The following is a 17,452-nucleotide window of genomic DNA, read 5'->3' on the forward strand; positions in this document are numbered from 1 at the left end:
AAGACGAAATGTGTAAAATTTAATCTCATTGCGCCACTATTGGCATGTTTTATTCCTGAGCTGACAAGATTTTCTGCCTGGCAGCAATGGACGGGGCGATCCGCCGTGGTGCGGGCTGCCCCAGCGCGGGGCAGCCGGTGGTGAAAAAAGAGGCTTAGTCGAGCTGAGAGATCTCCATCGCCGCCCGGTCGATAATGCCGATGATCTGCTTGAGCTGGGCGGCACTGCTGGCCTGCTGGTTCACTTTCAGGTCGAGCACCGCTTTGAAGTTTTCCAGCGCGCGCTTCATCTGCGGATCCCGGCGCAGCTCGCAGCCGACCATCCGCGCCTGGAGACGCTCCTGGATATGGGCCAGGTGCTCCTGGTTCTCGGCGTGCAGCTGTTTTCCTTCCTCGCTGATAACGATTTTTTTACGTCCGTTGTCATCTTCCACGCTGATAAGGCCCTGGTCCTGGAGCAGATCCAGCGTCGGGTAGATCACCCCCGGGCTGGGGCTGTAGTTCCCCTGGGTAAGCGTTTCGATCTCTTTGATCAGCTCATAGCCATGGCTGGCGTTGCGGCTGAGGATATCCAGAATGATCAGCCGCAGTTCACCGTGGCCAAAGAAACGCTGGCGACGTCCGCCGCCGCGGCGGCCATGGTCGCCGTGTTCGCTGGGGTCACCGTGGCGCCCGCGTGGCCCACGCCCCTCTTCATGATGATGTCGCATGGTTACCTCCTGCTGTTTTTGATATATCTAATTTATATCTAAAAAATGAATTTTCGCAATGCTGGTTGCTATTTATTTTTTAATATATTGATATATATGTAATTATTTTCTGGTTGTGGATTTTGATGCGGTTTGTTTTGACTATATCAAAAAAAGACTTGCATTCTTTTTAGTTGGCAATCATTATCATTTGCATCAAGTTTAGATATATCTATTTACCGTTCACGAAGGCAATCGATGATGACAAAAACCAAAGCAGACAAGTACCCGCAGCGTGTCCGCAATGAGCTGCGTTTCCGTGAGCTGACGGTGCTGCGCGTGGAGCGCGCAGGCGCGGCGTTCCAGCGTATCGTGCTGGGAGGCGAGGCGCTGGAAGGCTTCGCTTCTCACGGCTTTGACGACCATACCAAGCTTTTTTTCCCCGAGCCGGGCGCGGCATTTACCCCGCCGCAGGTGACCGAGGAGGGGATTGACTGGGGCGAGGGCGTGCGGCCTGCCACCCGTGACTATACGCCGCTGTACGATGCCGAACGTCACGAGCTGGCTTACGATTTCTATATCCACGATGGCGGTATTGCCAGCCGCTGGGCGCTGGAAGCAAAAGTGGGCGATAAGCTGGTGATCGGCGGCCCGCGCGGCTCGCTGGTGGTGCCGGAAGATTATGCCTGGCAGCTGTATGTTTGCGATGAGTCCGGCATGCCGGCGCTGCGCCGTCGTCTGCTGGGGTTACGCCAGCTGCCGGCAAGGCCGCAGGTGACGGCCATCGTTACTATCGCCGATGCGTCGTATAAAGATTATCTGGCGGATCTCGACGGCTTTAACATCGAGTGGGTGGTGGGCCACAACCCGGCCTTCGTCGCCGAGCGTCTGGCCCAGGTGAAGGTGCCGGCGGAGGATTATTTCATCTGGCTGACCGGCGAAGGCGCGGTGGTGAAATCGCTGCTGGCGCGCTTTGAAGACGAGAGTATCGATCAGCAGCTGGTGCGTTCCCAGGCGTACTGGCACAGCAAGTAAAAAGCCATCGTGGTAAAACCCGGATAGCGGCTTGCGCCTTATCCGGGCTACGGTTGGCGCCGTTTTTTGTCGGGTGGCGGCTTACGCCTTACCCGACCTTCTCTTCGGCGGTGTGACGTCGCCCCAGTAAAACCCGGATAGCGGCTTGCGTACGGTTGGCGCCGATTTGTAGCCCCGGTAAGCGCAGCGCCACCGGGGAAGGCTTATCGTTCCGCCAGGGCCTTAAACACCATCGCTACCGCATGGGCGCCGGGGTCCATGTTGCCGAGCAGGCTATCGCTATTGAGATAGGACGCGCGTCCGGCGCCAGCTTTGCCCGACTGGCAGGTGCGATCCGCCCCGGCCTGCGCCGCGGCAAAAGCGGCCTGCAGGTTCTCCGGTTCGGCCAGCAGCGCCGCCAGCGCCGGCTGCAGAGCGTCGATCATCGTCCGGTCTCCCTCATCGGCGCCGCCGTAAAACTTCATCTGTTCCAGACCGGCGTTCAGCGCCTCGGCCACGCTGGCGCCTTGTCCCAGCTTCTGCCCGGCAGCGGTGAAGAAGATAGACATCAATACCCCGCTGGAGCCGCCCATCACCACCGTCAGACGTTCGCCGATCAGCGCGAAGAGCGTTGGCAGATCGTTTAGCGGCAGCTGCTGGCGCTGCAGCAGGTCGGCAATCTCACGCGCCCCGGCGGCGAAGGTGGAGCCGGTATCCCCATCGCCCACTTTGGCGTCCAGCGCGTTGAGATGGGCTTCAAGGCCGGAGAGGGCGCCGGTCACCTGCGCGACGTAATCGCCCACCTGCGGGTTGGTTGAGGGCGTAAAGTCGACGCGCGCGCTGGCGAGAGTGGACGGCATGATGTTAACTGCCCGCGGCTGCACCGGCTTCTGCCAGCCGGCGGTTTCCACGTCCGACAGCAGCGCTTTTTCAATACCCTCCTCCAGCACGATGGCGCTCAGCGAGAAGCCTTTCATATCCAGCGCCGTCACCAGCGAGGCCGGACCTATTAACCAGTCAACGCGCGCCTGCAGCGGGGTGTTGGCCAGCTCGCGGGTCAGGATCGCCATCTCAGCCTCCGACACGCCGCCGAGGTTATTAAGCATCACTGCCAGGCGGCCGGTTTCCGGCAGGGCGGCAGTCAGTTTTTCCACCATCAGGTTGACGATTTCCGCACTGTTTTGCGTGGCGATCGTCGAGGCGCCCGGCTCACCGTGGATGCCCATTCCCAGCTCGGCGTGACCGGCCTGATGGCGCGGCGCGCTGTCGGCTTCCTGCGGCAGGTGGCAGCTGGCCAGCGCCACCCCGATGCTGGCGGTATGGCTGGCGGCGTATTGCGCTTCACGCAGGACGGTGGCGAGGTTGAAGCCGCGCTCGGCGAAATAGCCCGCCACTTTATGCACCAGAATGGTCCCGGCGATGCCGCGCGGATGCTTGTTATCCGGCAGCGAAATGTCGTCGCCGACGATCAGCATCTCCACGTTGTAGCCGAGACGGCGCGCTTTCTCCGCCGCCAGGCCGAAGTTAAGCCGATCGCCGGTGTAGTTTTTGACGATCAGCAGGCAGCCCGCCTCGCCGGTCACCGCCTGAATGGCGGTAAGCACCGCGTCGACGCTCGGCGAGGCGAACAGATCGCCGCAGACCGCGGCGGTCAGCATGCCTTTACCAATAAAGCCGACGTGCGCCGGTTCATGGCCGGCGCCGCCGCCGGAGATCACCGCCACGTTGTTTTTATTCAGATCGCGACGGACCACCACCCGGATCGCCGGGTCGCTCTCCAGACGGGCGAGGTTATTCCACGGGCTGGCGATAATGGTACCCTCAATCACATCGTTGACGAGGCTGGCGCGCTGGTTAAAAAAGAATTGAGACATAGTGGTTCCTGAAGAGTAAGCGAAAACTCACCCTCCGGAGGCAGGCCTCCGGAGCGGTAACGGTCAACGTGAATTTTAGTCACGGATAAGGCGTTGGTTACGCATATCGAGCGCGATGGCTTCGCCAGGCTGAATATCCTTCAGCGCCTCGCCCTGCTGGCACAGCCACACGATCCCCGCGGCGCGGGCGATAATCGCGCCGTGAGCCTGTTCGCTGCCATCGCGCAGGCACAGGCCTTTAATGAGGCTGGCATCCAGTTGTAAGACGGTTGAGGGATAAATGTTGTCGGCAATAATAATTGTTGGCTCGCCGGGCGTCGGCAGCGTCTCCTGAATACCCTGCAGATGGCGCAGGGTGCGCTGCAGAATATCTTCGATATCGATATAGCGCGCCTGCAGGTAGGGGTCATCCAGCTGGCGATACTGCTGGCTGAGCTCCATTAGCACCTGATGCCACGCCCATTCCGCCGAGCATTGTTCGGTGAGCAGACGATCGTTGGCGGCATCAAACAGATCGTCATCGTCGAGCAGGGTGTGGTGCCCGGCGAAGATCGCCGCGATATCGGCGTTAAATTTATTTTCCGCCAGCTCGGTCAGGGCGATAAGATCCGCCAGCGTCTGGTCGATGGCCTGGCGCAGGCGCTGCTGCTCGCGGGCGGCATCGGCGGCAGCCGGGCGGAGCGGCTGGATCAGGGCCAGCGGATAGCGCAGGGCTGCGCCTTCGACGCGCTCGGGCGTTGCCGGAGCCGCTGCCGGTTGCCCCGCAGGCGATTCACCGAAGTTATCGGCGGCCAGCGTCTGAAACGCCGCCAGCGCCGCGTCGGCATCCGGACCGCGGGCCAGCAGGCGCAGCTTATCGTTGCGGCGGACCTGCAATAGCGCGATTTGGTTGAGGCTGTCCGGTTTGACGCACTTCCCGTTTTTCTCCAGCAGCAGATCGGCGTTAAAACCCGCCAGCGCGGCGACCAGCTTCGACGCTGGACGCACGTGCAGGCCGTTGTGGTTGTTAATAATAACTGAAACCGATTTTGTGTCGCCATCGTCGGCAAGCGTCGGCGCCGGCGCGGCGTCAGAAGTTGGCGAAGGTAAACCCAGCTGAACCCGCTTGGCCTCCAGGGCGCTCATGGCGTCGGCGATCACCTTGTCGATCCCGGCGCCGGAGGCAGCGCTGACGGTGGCCGCCAGCGTCCCTTCCACCAGCGGCGCGGCGCACAGCCGCACCTTCGCGGCAATCGTCGGATCGAGCAGATCGAGGGCGGTTTCGGCGCTGAGCAACGCGCTGCCGATATCCATCATCACCAGCACGTGATCGGTATCGGCGACAGATTCGATCGCCTCCATGACTTTAAGCGGATCGGTGCCGATCGGGCTGTCGGGATCGTCGATCCCGGCGGCGATCGCCAGTTTGCAGCCATCGTTCATTAACATCTGCCGGGCCAGTTCTCCGACACCTTCGCCCAGCCGGGCGCTATGAGAAACAATAACCAGGTTTACCATCGCGATTTCCTTACTCTTTGGCGGCGGCGGCCAGCATCTGAACCATAAATAGCACCGAGGTTGCGCCGGGATCCTGATGTCCGATGCTGCGCTCGCCGAGATAGCTGGCGCGGCCTTTACGCGCCTGCATGGTGATGGTGGCGTGGGCCGCACGCTCGGCCACTTCGCAGGCGGCATCCAGCGCGGCGGCGATCGACAGGTGCTGCTCGCTGGACTGGCGCAGGGAGTCCGCCACCGGCAGCCAGACGTCGCACATGGTTTTATCCCCTGGCTCCGCTTTGCCGCGGTTGACCACCCCGTCCGCGCCTTCGCGGATCATCAGGTACAGTTCGTCGAGGGTCAGGCTCTGGTGGGCCTGAGTGACCTGCGCGGCGCGAATAAAGAAGGTGCCGAACAGCGGGCCGCTGGCGCCGCCGACGTTGGAGAGCAGCGTCATGCCGGTATTTTTCAGGATAAAGCCAATATCTTTATCGGCGATCGACGGCAGCTTTTCGACCACTTTACTAAAGCCGCGGTGCATATTGAGACCGTGGTCGGCGTCGCCGATCTCTTTATCGAGGCCGGTGAGAAAATCGCTCTCTTTGGTGAAAATGTCGCCGCAGCGGTATAGCCAGTCGACGATTTGCGTTCTGTTCAGTGACATGTCGTGCTCCTTAGTTTCCCCAGTTCAGCGCCGGGGTATGAACCGGGGCGTCCCATAGCGCCAGCGTCTCATCATCCACTTTCAGCAGGGTGATGGAGAAGCCCGACATATCCAGCGAGGTGCAGTAGCTGCCGATGAGGTTGCGTTCGATGATGATGCCAGACGCTTCGCAGCGCTGGGCGAGACGGTGATACACGCCGTACAGTTCGGACAGCGGGGTGGCACCGAGGTTATTGACCAGCGCGATGACCCGGTCGCCGTTTTGCAGCGCGGTTTTGCTCTGCTTCACTTCCTGCCACGCGCCCTTGACGGTATCCCACTGGCGCAGCGTGCGGCTGTAGGCGCCATTCTCCAGCAGGGTATCGAACATCTCATCGACGGTTTGGTCCAGCGAGCTGAAGTGGCGGCGGTCGATGCCCGGCTCGCCGTGAATGCCGACGCCGAACTCCATCTCGTCATCTTTCAGCGTAAAGGAGGGCTGCCCGGCGGCCGGTACGGTGCAGGCGCCGAGAGCGATACCAATCGAGTGGCCGAGATTGTTCAGGCGGCGGCCCAGTTCAGCGCAGGCTTCCAGCGAGTCACCGCGCTCGGCGGCGGCGCCGACCAGTTTTTCGATCAACACGGTATTGGCGACGCCGCGGCGACCAGCGGTATAGAGACTGTCTTTCACCGCCACGTCGTCGTCGACCACCACGGTGGTGACTTTAATGCCGCTCTCATGCAGCAGCTCGGTGGCGGTTTCGAAGTTCAGGATGTCGCCGGTGTAGTTTTTGATAATCAGCAGAACGCCTTCGCCGCCGTCAATTTGCATCGCGCATTCGAACATTTTGTCCGGCGTCGGCGAGGTGAAAATTTCCCCCGGGCAGGCGCCAGAGAGCATGCCCTGGCCGATATAGCCGCAGTGCATCGGCTCATGTCCGCTGCCGCCGCCGGAGAGCAAGGCCACCTTGCCGGCCACCGGCGCGTCGGTGCGGGTCACATATAGCGGGTCCTGATGCAGGGTCAGCTGCGGATGGGCTTTAGCCAGCCCCTGTAATTGTTCATTCAGTACATCTTCAACACGGTTAATCAGCTTTTTCATTATTCAGTGCTCCGTTGGAGAAGGTTCGATGCGGCCTCTCTGCTGGCGGAGGCGGTCATCGCGTAGGGGTATCGTCTGACGGTGGAGCGTGCCTGGCGATATGATGATTCTGGCTGAGCGGACGAAAAAAAGAATGCCCCGACGATCGGGTTTCATTACGAAACATTGCTTCCTGATTTTGTTTCTTTATGGAACGTTTTTGCCGAGGATACGGTGAAAATGCGAGCTGGCGCGCTTTTTTTCTTCTGTCATAAGCGGCGGTCAGGATGGCTGGCGAAGCGGGTGGGAAAAAATTTTTGCTGATTTTCTGCCGGCTGCGGGAGAAAAAAAGGCCGAAAAGGGGGGATGGTAAGGGCATTATGCGGCAGATGAGCGGATCGGGATCGCAATCCTGACAGAGAACAGGGTTTTTTGTTCCAATATGGAACGTAAAAATTTAAGCTGTGTTTCATATCAGAACAAAAAGGCGAAAGATTTTTTTGTTCCCTGCCGGCCCTACAGTGATCGCACTGCTCCGGTACCGTTCCGTTCAGGCCGCGTTTTCCGGCCGGCGCGGATAACGCCAGGGCTCTTCATGTCTACATGCGCACTTATTTGAGGGTGAAAGGAATGCTAAAAGTTATTCAATCTCCAGCCAAATATCTTCAGGGTCCTGATGCTGCTGTCCTGTTCGGTCAATACGCCAAAAACCTGGCGGAGAGCTTCTTCGTCATCGCCGACGATTTCGTGATGAAGCTGGCGGGAGAGAAAGTGGTGAATGGCCTGCAGAGCCACGATATTCGCTGCCATGCGGAACGGTTTAACGGTGAATGCAGCCATGTGGAAATTAACCGTCTGATGGCGATTTTGCAAAAACAGGGCTGCCGCGGCGTGGTTGGCATCGGCGGCGGTAAAACCCTCGATACCGCGAAGGCGATCGGTTACTACCAGAAGCTGCCGGTGGTGGTGATCCCGACCATCGCCTCGACCGATGCGCCAACCAGCGCGCTGTCGGTGATCTACACCGAAGCGGGCGAGTTTGAAGAGTATCTGATCTATCCGAAAAACCCGGATATGGTGGTGATGGACACGGCGATTATCGCCAAAGCGCCGGTACGCCTGCTGGTCTCCGGCATGGGCGATGCGCTCTCCACCTGGTTCGAGGCCAAGGCCTGCTACGATGCGCGCGCCACCAGCATGGCCGGGGGGCAGTCCACCGAGGCGGCGCTGAGCCTCGCCCGCCTGTGCTATGATACGCTGCTGGCGGAGGGCGAAAAGGCCCGTCTGGCGGCACAGGCCGGGGTGGTGACCGAAGCGCTGGAGCGCATCATCGAGGCGAACACCTACCTCAGCGGCATTGGCTTTGAAAGCAGTGGCCTGGCCGCCGCCCACGCGATCCACAACGGTTTCACCATTCTGGAAGAGTGCCACCATCTGTATCACGGTGAGAAAGTGGCCTTCGGTACCCTGGCGCAGCTGGTGCTGCAGAACAGCCCGCTGGACGAAATTGAAACGGTGCTGGGCTTCTGCCAGCGCGTCGGCCTGCCGGTGACCCTCGCGCAGATGGGCGTCAAAGAGGGGATCGACGCGAAAATCGCCGCGGTGGCGAAAGCCACCTGCGCGGAAGGGGAGACCATCCACAATATGCCGTTCGCGGTGACCCCGGAGAGTGTGCACGCCGCTATCCTCACCGCCGATCTGTTAGGCCAGCAGTGGCTGGCGCGTTAATTCGCGGTGGCTAAACCGCTGGCGCCGGTCGGCGGTTTTTCTTTCTCCCCTCTGGCAGTGGCTGCCGGAGGGGTTCTCTATGGTAAAACGCGGAAAACAGTATGACTGTTCAGACTCAGGATACCGGGAAGGCGGTCTCTGCCGTCATCGCCCAGTCATGGCATCGCTGCAGCAAGTTTATGCAGCGTGAAACCTGGCAAACGCCGCACCAGGCCCAGGGCCTGACCTTTGACTCGATCTGTCGGCGTAAAACCGCGCTGCTGACCATCGGTCAGGCGGCGCTGGAGGACGCCTGGGAGTTTATGGACGGTCGCCCCTGCGCGCTGTTTATTCTTGATGAGACCGCCTGCATCCTGAGCCGCTGCGGCGAACCGCAAACGCTGGCCCAGCTGGCTGACCTGGGGTTTCGCGACGGCAGCTACTGTGCGGAGAGCATTATCGGCACCTGCGCGCTGTCGCTGGCCGCGATGCAGGGGCAGCCGATCAACACCGCCGGCGATCGGCATTTTAAGCAGGCCCTGCAGCCATGGAGCTTTTGTTCGACGCCGGTGTTTGATAATCACGGGCGGCTGTTCGGCTCTATCTCGCTTTGCTGTCTGGTGGAGCACCAGTCCAGCGCCGACCTTTCCCTGACGCTGGCCATCGCCCGCGAGGTGGGCAATTCACTGCTCACCGACAGCCTGCTGGCGGAGTCCAACCGCCACCTCAATCAGATGTACGGCCTGCTGGAGAGCATGGACGATGGGGTGATGGCGTGGAACGAGCAGGGCGTCCTGCAGTTTCTCAATGTTCAGGCGGCGAGACTGCTGCATCTTGATGCCCAGGCCAGCCAGGGGAAAAATATCGCCGATCTGGTGACCCTCCCGGCGCTGCTGCGCCGCGCCATCAAACACGCCCGCGGCCTGAATCACGTCGAAGTCACCTTTGAAAGCCAGCATCAGTTTGTCGACGCGGTGATCACCTTAAAACCGATTGTCGAGGCGCAAGGCAACAGCTTTATCCTGCTCCTGCACCCGGTGGAGCAGATGCGGCAGCTGATGACCAGCCAGCTCGGTAAAGTCAGCCACACCTTTGAGCAGATGTCTGCTGACGATCCGGAAACCCGGCGCCTGATCCACTTTGGCCGCCAGGCGGCGCGCGGCGGCTTCCCGGTGCTGCTGTGCGGCGAAGAGGGGGTCGGGAAAGAGCTGCTGAGCCAGGCCATCCACAATGAAAGCGAGCGGGCGGGCGGCCCCTACATCGCCGTCAACTGCCAGCTGTATGCCGACAGCGTGTTGGGCCAGGACTTTATGGGCAGCGCCCCCACTGATGATGAGAATGGCCGCCTGAGCCGGCTTGAGCTGGCCAACGGCGGCACCCTGTTTCTGGAAAAGATTGAGTATCTGGCGCCGGAGCTGCAGTCGGCTCTGCTGCAGGTCATTAAGCAGGGAGTGCTCACCCGCCTTGACGCCCGGCGCCTGATCCCGGTGGATGTGAAGGTGATCGCCACCACCACCGTCGATCTGGCCAACCTGGTGGAGCAGAACCGCTTTAGCCGCCAGCTGTACTATGCGCTGCACTCGTTCGAGATCGTCATCCCGCCGCTGCGCGCCCGACGCAACAGCATTCCGTCGCTGGTGCATAACCGCCTGAAAAGCCTGGAGAAGCGTTTCTCTTCGCGACTGAAAGTGGACGATGACGCGCTGGCGCAGCTGGTGGCCTACTCGTGGCCGGGGAATGATTTTGAGCTCAACAGCGTCATTGAGAATATCGCCATCAGCAGCGACAACGGCCACATTCGCCTGAGTAATCTGCCGGAATATCTCTTTTCCGAGCGGCCGGGCGGGGATAGCGCGTCATCGCTGCTGCCGGCCAGCCTGACCTTTAGCGCCATCGAAAAGGAAGCTATTATTCACGCCGCCCGGGTAACCAGCGGGCGGGTGCAGGAGATGTCGCAGCTGCTCAATATCGGCCGCACCACCCTGTGGCGCAAAATGAAGCAGTACGATATTGACGCCAGCCAGTTCAAGCGCAAGCATCAGGCCTAGTCTCCTCGATACGCGCCATGGAGAACAGGGTATCCGACAGGCGATTGCTGTAGCGTAGCGGTATCGTTAAGTGAGACGGGGCCCGCCGCGTCACGGCGGGTAACGAGGTTAACTTTCCCCGGCGGGACGCCGGGGAGCAGGGTTATTTTTTGATGACCGTGCTGAGATCGCCAAGTTTAGCGGCGGGGTTCTTGTGGCACTGCTGCAACATTTTTGGTACCGAGACGGTTTCGACTTCATGCCAGTCGACATAGTCGCCGCCGCTGAAGTCGGTGTTGCGATTCACGACCCAGAAGGCCACGGGGGTCATGCTTTTCGGGTTCATATCCATAAACTCCTGACAGGTCATATTCTGCGGTGTGGTTTCCTGAACCGCGAACGCCGGGCTGGTCATCAGACAGAATGTGGTGGCCGCCGCGGTCAACACGAGTGCTTTAGGTAAATTCATTTTCTTCTCCAGTGATAAAATACGGCTTAAGCCTGGGCGTGCTTCATCTTATTGCGCAGGACCAGAAAGCCGATGGCGCTAAATATCATTTCAACGCCGATAAATGCGGTGATAAATAACCAGCTTTGCTGCGGATTCATGGCCAGCCACAGACAGGCGATAAGTAAATCCAGCAGGCCAATAAAAATATTCCAGCCAGCGCCGCTTTGTTTTCGGGTTTTACATCCGCTGACGATGCGGGAAATACCGCCGAGAACAAATAAAAAGCCAAATAAAATGGCCAGACTGCTCATACCGTTGAGGGGATTGACGACAAAGCTCAGGCCGAGCACGATCCAGGCGATGGCGAAGATCAGCGCCACCAGGCGTGATTTCCAGTGCTGCTGGCGGAAGACAATCAAGCTGTACAGTGAATAGAAGCCACAGATCATCAACAACATGCCGGTTACCACGGCGAGATACCAACCGGCGACCAACGGCCAGGCCAGGCAACAGGCCCCGCAGATAAACAGCAGGGCGGCCATCATGCCGGCATGCCGTTTATATCGTAAGAAGATGCGTGGACTAAACGCATTTAAAGTGTAATGGCTAAACATAAACATAATTGCTCCGCAGATCCCGGTAGGCGGCCTGGCGCTGAAATAAACGTATGGTTTATTCCGCGGGCCAAAAAAAATATCTGAGAAAAATAGTAGGCCGCGGTATCGCCAGGCGTAAATAAGAGCGCCGAGGTCACTTTATACGCCTGGTCTGACAGCTGTCAGACCAGGCCCGCAATATCGCTTCCGGGCTCTTATTCTCAATAACCACGATATTTTTTAAGCTGGCTGCGTTTGGTGATGCTTACCGATTTTAATCAGGAGTTAACAATGAAAAAAGTCATTCTGGCTAGCCTGCTGGCAACCATGATGGGTACCTCTCCGGTGTGGGCGGCAGACAGCGCGACGGCAGCGCCAACCGCGGCAGCCACGGCGCAGGTACAGAAAGAAGCTGCCGATGTGCTGCAGGTGGCGGTGCAGGGCGCGAACGCGATGCGCGACGTCCAGTTCGCCCGTCTGGCGCTGTTCCACGGCCAGCCGGAGAGCGCCAAAAAACTGACAGACGACGCCGCCGCGCTGCTGGCCGCCGATGACGCCAGCTGGGCGAAGTTCGTGAAAACTGACGCCACAGCAAAAATGATCGCCGATCGCTATGTGGTGATCAACGCGACCGTCGCCCTGTCTGAAGACTACGTGGCCACACCGGAAAAAGAGAGTGCCATTAAATCTGCCAACGAAAAGCTGGCGAAAGGTGACCAGAAAGGGGCTATCGATACCCTGCGTCTGGCCGGCATCGGCGTGATCGAGAACCAGTATCTGATGCCGCTCAACCAGACCCGTAAAGCGGTGGCGCAGGCGCAAAAGCTGCTGAAAGCCGGGAAGTATTACGAAGCGAATCTGGTGCTGAAGGGCGCTGAAGAGGGCATTGTGGTGGATAGCGAGATGCTGGTGGCAGGCAACTGATCCTCGTTCCACCCTGATAGAGCGCAGAGGAAGAAACTGACATGGATGTCCCCTTAACGCTCGGGCAGGCGGACTGCCCGAGCGGAACGGCTAGCGGCCGATCAGGGCGTTGATTTCGCCGTCGATCTCGCGCATGACGCCGGTGATGTGCTGTACCACCTCCAGACAGCTTGCCGGCGTCAGCGAATCAGGTCGCTTAGCCTCAAAAGGGGCGCACAATTGTTGTAGCGCAGTAATCCCCAGAATTTGTGCTGAACCGTGCAGACGGTGCAGCGCTCGCAGAAAGGTCTGCGGTTCATGCCGGGCGATAGCCTGTCCGGCGGCCTGCAAATCTGTGGCCGACGCATCGCGGAACGTCTCCAGTATTTCAGTCATCAGCGCCTGGTCTCCCCCCGTATTTTCGGTCAGCACGTTGAGCTTCAGGTGCCGGGTGACGTTAGGTGATGCGCGGCCCTCCGCTAAACGGCTGAGCTCATGGCTCAGCGTCTGAACCGACACCGGCTTAAACAGACACATATTCATGCCGCTGGCCAGACACGCCTCCCGTGACTGCGGCAGCGCGCTGGCGGTCACGCCCCAAATGACCAGGCCCGGATAGCGACGGCGTAACGAGGCCGCCAGCGCCAGACCATCTTTCCTGGGCATATTGAGGTCCGTGATCAGCAGATCGTAATGTTTGCTGGCGAGCTTATTCTCCGCCTCTTCACCGTCGCAGGCTTCATCGACGCTATAGCCGATGGTGCTGAGCTGGCGTTTAAGCAGCAGCCGGTTGGTGGGGTGGTCGTCCGCTATCAATATCGCCAGCCCGGGCAGGGCCTGCGGCCTGGTGGGCAATGCCTGCGGCGCATGAAGCGCGCAGTGACTCGCCTTGACCGGCAGGGTGATGGTGAAAGTTGTCCCCACCCCCGGGTGACTGACCATCTCCAGTCGACCCTGCATCAGCGCAACCAGCTCTTTGCAAATGACCAGCCCCAGTCCGGAGCCGGTCTGCTGGCGCCCCTGGCGCGCCTGAGCATAGCGGTGGAAGAGAGTAGCCTGCTCTGCTTCACTGATCCCGCAGCCGCTGTCGCTGACGATGAGCGTCAGCTCCCCCTGCGTCTCATCCGCTTGCACCAGCCGGCAACTGACCTGAATCGCACCCTCGGCGGTAAACTTCAGCGCATTGCCGATGAGATTATTGAGGATTTGCCGTAGCGCCTGCGGGTCGAGCCACAGCATGATCCCTTCCTGCAGCGCGTTATGGTGGTGCAGAACGATGCCCTTTTGCTGCGCCAGCGCGTCGAAGGTGTGGCATTGCTGCGACACTAACTGTGCGACATCGCTCCACTGCGGGGTGATCTGGTATTTTCCCGACTCAATCTTGTCGATATCGAGAATATTACCGATCAGCCCCAGCAGAGTTTGCGCCGTCGATCCCGCCAGCTCGATCGCCTCTTTACGCTGGCCGCCGTTCAGCTCCGGTTTCGCCAGCAGCTCCAGAAAGCCGACGATGGCGCTCACCGGCGTGCGCAGCTCGTGGCTCATGCTGGCCAGAAAGCGACTCTTTGCTTTTGTCGCCTGAATCGCTTTGTCTTTTTCGCGCTCCAGCGCACAGGAGAGCGCCTCCTTCTGCGCCAGCTCGTCCTCCAGCCGCTGTTGGGAGTCTTTGCGTTTGCGCACTTCCCGGCACAGGGAGAGTCCCCAGCCGAGACTGATGGCGATCAGCACCAGCGCAAAGGCGATCAGCTGGTAAAACTGGCGGCTGTACTGGCTCCAGTTCTCTATTTGCTGGCTGGATATTTTCGACCACTTCTCGGTCATCTGCAGAATATCCCGTGGTGGAATCGCCTGCAGCGCTTTGCCAAGAATGGCGGCCAGCACCGGTTCATCGCGCGGGATGGCCAGCCGAATGGCGGCGACCGGGAGTCCGTCGATGCGGGTGTAGTGCAGGCCCTGCGGATAGTAGTGATCGATCATATAGCGGGCGGAGAGTTCCGAGGCCACGGCGGCATCCACTTCGCCTTCTTCCACCATCTTCATGGCGATACCAACGTTATCTGTCTCCACCCAGTTGACCTGTGGAAAGCGCGTTTTCAGGTCGTGGGCGGCAATCGGCCCCACCGGCAGGGCGATCCGCGCCGATCGCGTCAGCAGATGCGGGTCGGGCGCGCTGCCGCGAGCGACCAGCACAAAGGCCACGTTAATGAGCGGATCGCTGAGGGTGACGTAGGCCTGCGGCTGCGAATTGAGGGTGGCGGCGGGCATGATCGCCCAGTCCTCTTTTTCCATGCGCTTTGCCAGATCGTGGCGATTGCGCACCAGGATGGGTTCAAACTGTAGTCCGGTCTGCAGTGAGAAAATATTCAGCATATCGGCCATGATGCCGCGCAGCTCATCTTCGTCATCCACCAGGGTAAACGGCGGAAAGTAGGGGTTGACCAGCAGGCGGACGCGACGATGCTTCTGTAGCCAGCGCTGCTCCTCGGCGCTAAAGGGGAGGGGGGTATTGAGAAACGACAGATCGCCGCGGTTGAGCCAGTTTTGCATGATCCGCATCGCGGTATCGCTGTCGATGGCATGAATGAAACGATCGAGGATCTGGTGTAACTCCGGCCGATCGTCGCGGGTGACGAAGCGGTTGTGTTGCTCCTGCTGACGAAAATAGTGCGCAATGACCAACGATTGCGAGAAATATTTCGAGATGCAGTGGCCAGTGGTGATGTTGTTGCCGATAAAATACTGATTCTCGCCGCTGACCACCGAGGCGAGAGCCTGATAGTCGCTATCATAAAGGGTGATTTTGGCGTTGGGAAACGCCTGCTGAATAATATCGAAAAAAGCGCAATCGCGGGTGCAGGCCAGCGTAACGCGGCGGTCAGTGGTCAGCGGCGGCAGGGGGGATTTCAGCGAGGTCACCAGCGCCGGCCAGGTTTTAAGCAGCGGCGCGGATTGATCCAGGCCCGGGGCGAGCGCATCCCGGTGCGCCACCTGAGTGAGCAGGGTATCCACCTGCCGGTCGGCCAGGGCGGTGAGCGCCTGCTGCTCGGTGTCATACTGGCGGATAATCACCTTCAGTCCGAGGCTGTGCGCCATCAGCGCCAGATAGTCGGCGTTAATGCCCTGATAACTTTTCTCGTCGCCGTCATAGACGATGGGCGTCCTCTCGGGAAGCCAGGTCCCGACGGTCAGCGTAGGCTGCGCCGCCAGCCATGCTTTCTCCTTACCGCTAAGCGGGATATCGATCGCCGCGATATGAGAATGGCTCTTCAGCTCCAGCTGTTTCATGGCATACGTGGCAGGAGAGAGACTCAGCGCCAACCCGACAACGACGGATAAAATAAGACGAACCGCCATGCCATCACCCTATTTTATTGCGTTGCGCAAAGTCATATAGCTCAAGCAGGGTGCTGCAGCCTAATTTATCCATCAGACGGACCTTATAGGTACTTACCGTTTTATTGCTGATATTCATTTTGCTGCCGATGGTGGTGTAGTCGACGCCGCTGAGAATATAGCGGAACACCTTCATCTCCTGCGTTGACAGCGTATCCAGCCGGTCCTGATCGGTGATGCCGTGGGTGCAGAAGCGTTCCAGTGAAAAGGGGAAATAGCTGTAGCCATTATTGGCTGCGTCGATTGCGGCGAGGATATTATTCATTCCCTCTTTTTTACTCACAAAACCATTTGCTCCGCAGTCGGCGCTGCGTTTGCCGTAGAACAGTTCATTCTTCGCGGAAATGACGATAATTTTTCCCCGGTAACGGCGTTTGCGCAGCTGCTCCAGAACGTCGATGCCGCTGAGCTCCGGAATATCGACATCGACAATCAGCAGGTCAGGCTGCATGCTCTCTGCGGTCTGCACCGCATGGGCGCCGCTGTCGAGTTCTGCCGCGACGGTAATGCCGTTGGTGTCGAGAAGATTGCGAATGGCGATACGTGCCAATGGATGATCGTCAATGATTATCGCATTCATGGGGGCGTAAATCCTGATATGAAAAAAGAAGGGCGATGCCTGGTGCAGGTGCGGCGGAGGTTATTTTTATCGGTGCCGTAATAAGGCGCAATTGTAACACAAATCGTTTTCGGCCGGGAAAATATTGTGGATGAGTGCTTGTTGAATATATTTGCATATCTGGATGACAGCTGTAGGAACAGGCGTTCACTGACTTCAGCGCTGTCTGCTGTTAAAAAAAATGCAAACGATTAATCTGCTCTTTTTAAGGTGAGTAGCCCGGAATTCCCTCCGGCAACAGCTGGCAGGTAAATAATAACAATGGCAAAAGAAAAGCGCGCCCTCTGGCGAAAATGGGGTTGGAAACGTCTGATGGCAGGAATAATCATTCTGGCAATAAGTAGCGTCGCGGCGGGAAAGAATATCGCACCCGATGAGGTACGGACTCGCGATATGATGCGCTGTCAGGATTATCTGCAACTGGACCCGCGCACCTGGACGCCGATGGTGATCTGGTTGATGAACGATCCTTTTTCTCTGCAGCCGCCGGAGTGGACCGACTTTCATGAAGCTGAACTGGTGCTGACGCCGATCCTCACCGAAATCTGCCGCCAGGAGCCAGATGCCTGGCTGACTTCGCTGCGTGAACGGCTCAATTCTTATCAGCAGGTGCGGTCGCTGAATTAAGCGACCGCGGTAAAGCGGCAGGAAAAGTGACTAAGTGTGCAGTCAGCGGCCTTCTCCTGCGCAAAGGCTCAGCAGCGGCCCGCTTTTTTCGACAGGGCGTCGCAGGTTTTGCTCGCTGGCGTCGGGTTGCTGCCGGCACAGATGGCATCCGAGACGGTACTGCCGCCGCCCAGTGGGATCAGTCCGTAAAGTTTCGGCTCGGCGGCTTTCGTCACATAGCATCGATGGCTGGTTTTGCCGATGGTGGCCACAAAATTGGTTTTCACATCCTGCTGCTTCGCATCGGAAATTGTCACCTGTGAAGCATCGACATTAAAAGCAAAGGCGGCGGCCTCTTTCATTTCACTTTCCGT

General features: G+C 59.1%; 15 protein-coding genes and 2 pseudogenes. 5 read left to right on the plus strand and 12 right to left on the minus strand.

Annotation, left to right across the window (positions count from 1 at the left end; translation table 11 throughout):
* Positions 1-154: 154 nt before the first annotated feature.
* The gene (locus tag AS136_RS00825; RefSeq protein ID WP_008806562.1) at positions 155-709 is read right to left on the minus strand and encodes a PadR family transcriptional regulator; all 555 of its coding nucleotides are present in this window, start codon (positions 707-709) and stop codon (positions 155-157) included.
* Positions 710-946: 237 nt separating this feature from the next.
* On the opposite strand from AS136_RS00825, the gene AS136_RS00830 reads away from it, so the two are divergent.
* Positions 947-1,723 (plus strand): siderophore-interacting protein, encoded by a 777-nt coding sequence (locus tag AS136_RS00830; RefSeq protein ID WP_004144829.1) that lies wholly within the window; start codon positions 947-949, stop codon positions 1,721-1,723.
* 203 nt (positions 1,724-1,926) lie between these two features.
* Here the strand turns inward: AS136_RS00830 and AS136_RS00835 are convergent, their stop codons facing one another.
* The 5 genes and pseudogenes from AS136_RS00835 to AS136_RS28530 all read right to left on the minus strand — a co-directional run bounded on the left by AS136_RS00835 (position 1,927) and on the right by AS136_RS28530 (position 7,155).
* Entirely contained in the window at positions 1,927-3,576 is a 1,650-nt protein-coding gene (locus tag AS136_RS00835) for a glycerone kinase (RefSeq protein ID WP_023323306.1), read from the minus strand.
* Positions 3,577-3,651: 75 nt separating this feature from the next.
* Positions 3,652-5,073, minus strand: a complete 1,422-nt coding sequence (gene dhaM / locus AS136_RS00840) for a dihydroxyacetone kinase phosphoryl donor subunit DhaM (protein ID WP_023323305.1) — start codon at positions 5,071-5,073, stop codon at positions 3,652-3,654.
* 10 nt (positions 5,074-5,083) lie between these two features.
* The gene (dhaL, locus tag AS136_RS00845) at positions 5,084-5,716 is read right to left on the minus strand and encodes a dihydroxyacetone kinase subunit DhaL (protein ID WP_008806558.1); all 633 of its coding nucleotides are present in this window, start codon (positions 5,714-5,716) and stop codon (positions 5,084-5,086) included.
* 10 nt (positions 5,717-5,726) lie between these two features.
* The gene (gene dhaK / locus AS136_RS00850) at positions 5,727-6,797 is read right to left on the minus strand and encodes a dihydroxyacetone kinase subunit DhaK (protein ID WP_023340739.1); all 1,071 of its coding nucleotides are present in this window, start codon (positions 6,795-6,797) and stop codon (positions 5,727-5,729) included.
* A gap of 155 nt (positions 6,798-6,952) precedes the next feature.
* Positions 6,953-7,155: pseudogene (locus AS136_RS28530) on the minus strand (hypothetical protein).
* Positions 7,156-7,406: 251 nt separating this feature from the next.
* Here AS136_RS28530 and AS136_RS00855 point away from each other — a divergent pair.
* Both AS136_RS00855 and dhaR read left to right on the plus strand, forming a co-directional pair.
* Positions 7,407-8,504, plus strand: coding sequence for a glycerol dehydrogenase (locus AS136_RS00855; RefSeq protein WP_063266639.1), 1,098 nt, complete (start codon positions 7,407-7,409; stop codon positions 8,502-8,504).
* Between the two features lie 101 nt (positions 8,505-8,605).
* The gene (dhaR, locus tag AS136_RS00860; protein WP_032733834.1) at positions 8,606-10,531 is read left to right on the plus strand and encodes a dihydroxyacetone kinase operon transcriptional regulator DhaR; all 1,926 of its coding nucleotides are present in this window, start codon (positions 8,606-8,608) and stop codon (positions 10,529-10,531) included.
* Here the strand turns inward: dhaR and AS136_RS28055 are convergent.
* The 3 genes and pseudogenes from AS136_RS28055 to AS136_RS00870 all read right to left on the minus strand — a co-directional run.
* Positions 10,509-10,586, minus strand: a pseudogene (locus AS136_RS28055) (cob(I)yrinic acid a,c-diamide adenosyltransferase); the annotation flags it as partial. The gene dhaR and the pseudogene AS136_RS28055 overlap by 23 nt on opposite strands.
* A gap of 87 nt (positions 10,587-10,673) precedes the next feature.
* Positions 10,674-10,979, minus strand: coding sequence for an acid-activated periplasmic chaperone HdeB (gene hdeB, locus AS136_RS00865; protein ID WP_023323303.1), 306 nt, complete (start codon positions 10,977-10,979; stop codon positions 10,674-10,676).
* A 26-nt stretch (positions 10,980-11,005) separates the two neighbouring features.
* Positions 11,006-11,581: an HdeD family acid-resistance protein gene (locus AS136_RS00870; protein WP_012967205.1), complete on the minus strand. Its 576-nt coding sequence runs from the start codon at positions 11,579-11,581 to the stop codon at positions 11,006-11,008.
* A gap of 237 nt (positions 11,582-11,818) precedes the next feature.
* On the opposite strand from AS136_RS00870, the gene AS136_RS00875 reads away from it, so the two are divergent.
* A complete protein-coding gene (locus AS136_RS00875; RefSeq protein WP_162493302.1) occupies positions 11,819-12,481 on the plus strand; it encodes a YfdX family protein in 663 nt (220 codons plus the stop codon).
* Between the two features lie 90 nt (positions 12,482-12,571).
* Here AS136_RS00875 and AS136_RS00880 read toward each other — a convergent pair whose 3' ends face one another.
* Positions 12,572-15,814, minus strand: coding sequence for an ATP-binding protein (locus AS136_RS00880; protein WP_023323302.1), 3,243 nt, complete (start codon positions 15,812-15,814; stop codon positions 12,572-12,574).
* A gap of 4 nt (positions 15,815-15,818) precedes the next feature.
* A complete protein-coding gene (evgA, locus tag AS136_RS00885) occupies positions 15,819-16,433 on the minus strand; it encodes an acid-sensing system DNA-binding response regulator EvgA (RefSeq protein WP_008806546.1) in 615 nt (204 codons plus the stop codon).
* A 300-nt stretch (positions 16,434-16,733) separates the two neighbouring features.
* Here evgA and AS136_RS00890 point away from each other — a divergent pair, with 300 nt between their 5' ends.
* Positions 16,734-17,099, plus strand: coding sequence for an HdeA/HdeB family chaperone (locus tag AS136_RS00890; protein ID WP_162494467.1), 366 nt, complete (start codon positions 16,734-16,736; stop codon positions 17,097-17,099).
* 68 nt (positions 17,100-17,167) lie between these two features.
* On the opposite strand, the gene AS136_RS00895 is transcribed toward AS136_RS00890, so the two are convergent.
* On the minus strand, positions 17,168-17,440 hold the full coding sequence (locus AS136_RS00895; protein ID WP_032691249.1) for a hypothetical protein: 273 nt from the start codon (positions 17,438-17,440) through the stop codon (positions 17,168-17,170).
* Positions 17,441-17,452: the final 12 nt, after the last annotated feature.

The sequence above is a fragment of the Klebsiella sp. D5A genome, from assembly GCF_001620885.1.
Classification (GTDB): domain Bacteria; phylum Pseudomonadota; class Gammaproteobacteria; order Enterobacterales; family Enterobacteriaceae; genus Klebsiella; species Klebsiella variicola.